Annotated in this window: 2 protein-coding genes; both read right to left on the reverse strand. The window is 64.6% G+C overall.

Annotated features, from left to right (window positions below; genetic code table 11):
• The coding region (locus tag VMA74_RS20460; protein WP_325370375.1) for a TonB-dependent receptor plug domain-containing protein at positions 1-2,394 on the reverse strand (2,394 nt) is incomplete at its 3' end.
• Between the two features lie 193 nt (positions 2,395-2,587).
• Positions 2,588-4,107 (reverse strand): beta-N-acetylhexosaminidase (locus tag VMA74_RS20465; protein ID WP_325370377.1); only part of this gene is annotated, 1,520 nt, incomplete at its 5' end.

Raw genomic sequence — 4,107 nt, forward strand, 5'->3', positions numbered from 1 at the left:
CAGCGCGTCGGTCAGATCCAGCGAGAAGTTGAACGACGGCAGCACGTCTCGATAACTGCGCCGGGTAAGCGATGTTCCGGCGTCGACCGGTTCGTCGCCGTACGCACCGGGCGCGCCGCTCAAATGTTGGGTGACGTCAAGACCGGTGTGGATCATGCGTACGCCAATATTGCCGCTGTACGGCATGTCGCCGAGCGTGCCGTTGAAATCGGCCTGCAGGTAACCCGACAGCTCCTTCAGTTTTACCGCCCAGGTGGTGCCGGGCTCGCCCACTTCCTCGGTATCGGGGTAGAGCGATTTCCAGTACGAAACCGGATTGATCATGGCGTTCGGGTTGATCGCCCAGAAGTTGATGCCCGAGCCGAGCAGGTTGGTGTATTCCTTCCAGTTGTTCGCCAGCGGCGCGGCGGTATTGGGCATCGATATGGCGGACAGCGGTCCGGCGCGGTAGTAGCCCAGCGCGTTGCCCGCGGTACACGAGCCGCTGTTCAAGACCACATCGGCGCCGACATAGCGCACCAAGCATCCGTTCGGGTCGGTTGCGCCCATGCCTGCATAAACCGGTGTTTCCAGCGTCCAGCCGACGTTATCGGCGTTGCGGATGCTGTTGCGTACGCCGAACTCGAGCTTGATGCCGTCCTGGAAATCGTATTGCCCGTCGAAACGCAAGGCGTTCAGTGCCACCTTGCGGTCGTAGTCGCCGGAGGACTCCAGCGTTTTCATCGTCCAGCCGTAGGGGTTGGCGAAATCGGCTGCCAGCGAGGCAGGCATGCTGACCTTGATGTACTTGCCACCGAAGTCCGCAATGATCGGCACCGTGTTCTGCGGAACGCCATTGGCGTTGAACACGCGGTTGCCGCCCAACTGCGCGGGATAGACGAACGTGCCGGGCGGCACGGCGCTGTCGGGCACGCCGGGCATCAACACATAGGGCCACAGCGCGCCATCGGAATCGGAAATGTTGACGTCGGTTTCCACGTTCGACTGCGACGCCGTGTCATGGATACCGCGCACGCTTGCCGTGAAGGGGCCGCCGTTGTCGTAATCCACCTGCAGGTTGAGGTTCTTTGCCACCGAGGTCTTCTGGATGATCTGCGAGTACGACTCCACATCGCCAGGCCATTTCTCGTACACCTGGGTGGTGTAGATCTGCGAACCTTCCCAACCGGGTTCCGGCGTGCCGTAGGAACCTAGCGCGGGGCTGCCGGTATCGCGCGATTGCAGCGGCACATAGGTGGCGCCCTGCCAGTTGGTGGAGTTGAACTGGATGCCGTAGTTGCGATCGTATTCGCGCTGCTGCGAGTAGAAGTAGTCGGTGGTCATGCTGAAGCCGTCGCCCAGATCCATCTGGAACGATGCATTGCCGGACTTGCGCTTGCGCTGGGTGGTGATGTCGTTGAGGCCGATGTCCTGGCTGCCCATGAACACGCCGTTGGACTTGCCGTCGCCGTTGACGTCCACGCTGCCGTCGGGGTTCTGCACGATTTTCGACGGAATCGGCGCGCCGTTCCACGGCGTCAGGAAGCCGTTGTAGCCGCCCGCGCTGGCGGCGTTCTCGCCATTGAGCACCACGCCGTACTGGTCGAGACCCTCGGTGGCGTTCATGCGCGTGGTATTGGAGAAATCGGCCGCGATCAGCAAACCCCAGCGGCCATGATCGTTGAACGAAACAAGGCCATTGGCCTCAGGGCCCCAATGGCTGGTGGTGCTGCCGCGCTCGCCATTGGCCGAATAGCTGTAGGTAAATCCGCTGGGCAGGTCCCAGGGGCGGTAGGTGTGCAGGTCGATGGCGCCGCTGATGCCGCCGTCGGTCTCGTTGGCGGTGGACGATTTGACCACGTCCACGCCGTGGAACAGCGTGGACGGCAGCATGGTGAAGTCCGGCTGCTGCGAGTCGATCTGATCCGCCGTGATGAACACTTCACCGTTCAACATCGTGCCCACCTGCGGCAGGCCGCGCACGTCCACCGAGGTGCCTACGCCAGCGTCGCGGTTGATCTGCACGCCGGTGACGCGCTGCAGGGAGTCGGTGATGGTGGTGTCGGGCAGCGCGCCGATGTTTTCCGCCGTAATGCTGTCCTGGATATTGGGCGCCTCGCGTTTCAGGTCGATGGCGCGCATCTGCGACGCGCGCACGCCGGAGACGGTGACGGTCGACAGCGTGACCGCGTTCTTTTCCTGATCGTTGCCGGTGGCCTTGGCTTTCTTGGCGTCGGCTTTCTTGGCCTCGGGTGACGAAGGCGCCGGCGTGGCTTGCGCCGTGGCGGCCTGCGTGGCCTGGCCGTTCGCTTGCGCATCGGCGAAGGCCGAGGCGGCAGCCGAAGTCGAAACGACGGCGAACAGCGACGCCGTGATGGCAAAAGACAATGGACGCTTGCGAAGTACCGTGGACATGGGCTTTGACCTCGTTGGTGTTGCCTGCCGAACCTCAACTGCTCCTGGCATTGCGAAAACGCGTGTAGCTCGGCGGTGCCCGCGAGGGCGCGCCGTGGTCATGCGACTTCTCGATGTCTCCCCGGCCTTGGCTCGGGTCCCCAAGGCCACTTACTCCAGTACTGCTGCGCGGAGCGTTCGCCCCGCGTACTGCTTATTTTGAAAACGCGATACGCGCCAACGCCCACTGGCCATCACGGGGATCGCCGGTCGCCACGATGCAAAGGTCGCGAACGCCGGCCCCCGCCGGCGCGGCAAGCCTTGCTGCAAGATGGGTTTGTCCTTTGGCGCGGGTCGCGCTTTGCAGCGGCAAGCTGGCAAGCAGCGGCCCGGTGCAGGCATCGGCATGAATTTCCAGCTCGCCGGCCGCACTGGTCGTGGGGCGCACCACGGCATCCTTGGCTTCATCGCCAAACCGCCATGGCACGCGCTCGATGGCGACCGCGACCTGCCTGCTGTCTTGCAGCGGCGCCCGTGGCCATAGCCAGCACATGTTGCCGATATCGACGGCGTAGACCGGCCGCGAACCTTGTGCCGGCTGGCGGCCATCCAGCCGCGATGCCGGCTGCTTGGAACAGGTGGCCAGCGCGCTGCCGTCGCGACGCAGCAAGCTGGTTTCGTTCAGCACTTGCGTGCGTGCCGCGGCGAGTTCGAAGCCGTCGGCGGCAAACGTCGCGGCGCGCAGGATGGTGTTGGCCGGCAGCGTGAAAGGTTCGGCGTACGCTGTGGATTGAGGCGTGGGGTTCGAGCCGTCCGTGGTGTAACGCAGCGTGCCGAACGCCACCTGGTTGGAAAGCGTCACCCGCCACGCGCCATGCGCGGCTGCCGTCAGCCCGAAGGCGGGCGCGAAGGCGCTGTCGGCATACTCGATGCCCAGTGCGCGGTAGCGCGCCAGTTCGGCCGGCATGCGTTGCAGAAAGCTGTTCCAGTCGTGCGCGCTCGATGGCGACCAGCCCAGCTCCGACAGCGCCGCGATGCGCGGGAACACCGCATGCTGGTCGTGCGCGAAGTCAGGCATCTGCTCGGTCCAGAGGCCGGCCTGCACACCGATGATGTGTGCGGCTTCGGTCGCGCTCGCGCCATCGGGAACCACCGCCGTGTCATACGCCTGCCGCAAGCTTGCCGCGGGCGATGGCCCCTGCCATTCATCGGGCAAATCGGACTGATAGTGATCGAAGTACAGCGATTCCTGCGGTGTCATGACTACGTCGTGGCCCTGCCGGATGGCGGTGAGCGCCACGCGTTCGCGGTCGTCGCCGTGCCACGACATCACCACTTCCGCTGCCGGCAACGTCGCGCCGGCCACCAGTTCGTCATCCCAGCCGACCGGCGTGCGCCCGTGCCGGATGAGATGCGCGGCGACCTGGCTGGTGAACCAGCCCTGCAGCTGGTCCATGTTCGCCAGCCCGAGCTTGCGCATCTGCGCGCGTACCTCCGGCGCTGCATTCCATTGCTGCTTGTCGGCCTCGTCGCCACCGATCGAGATGTAGCGCGAAGGGAACAGCTGCATCACCTCATCAAGCACGTCGTCGACAAACTGCAAGCTTTTGGCATCGGGCTTGAGCAGCCACGGGCTGACGCCCCAGTCGGTCCACACGGGCGGACGCTGGCCCGTGACGCCCAGCCAGGGATAGGTCGCGATGGCTGCCTGCGAATGGCCGGGCAGATCGATTT

The sequence above is a fragment of the Dyella sp. genome (assembly GCF_035508675.1).
GTDB lineage: Bacteria > Pseudomonadota > Gammaproteobacteria > Xanthomonadales > Rhodanobacteraceae > Dyella_B.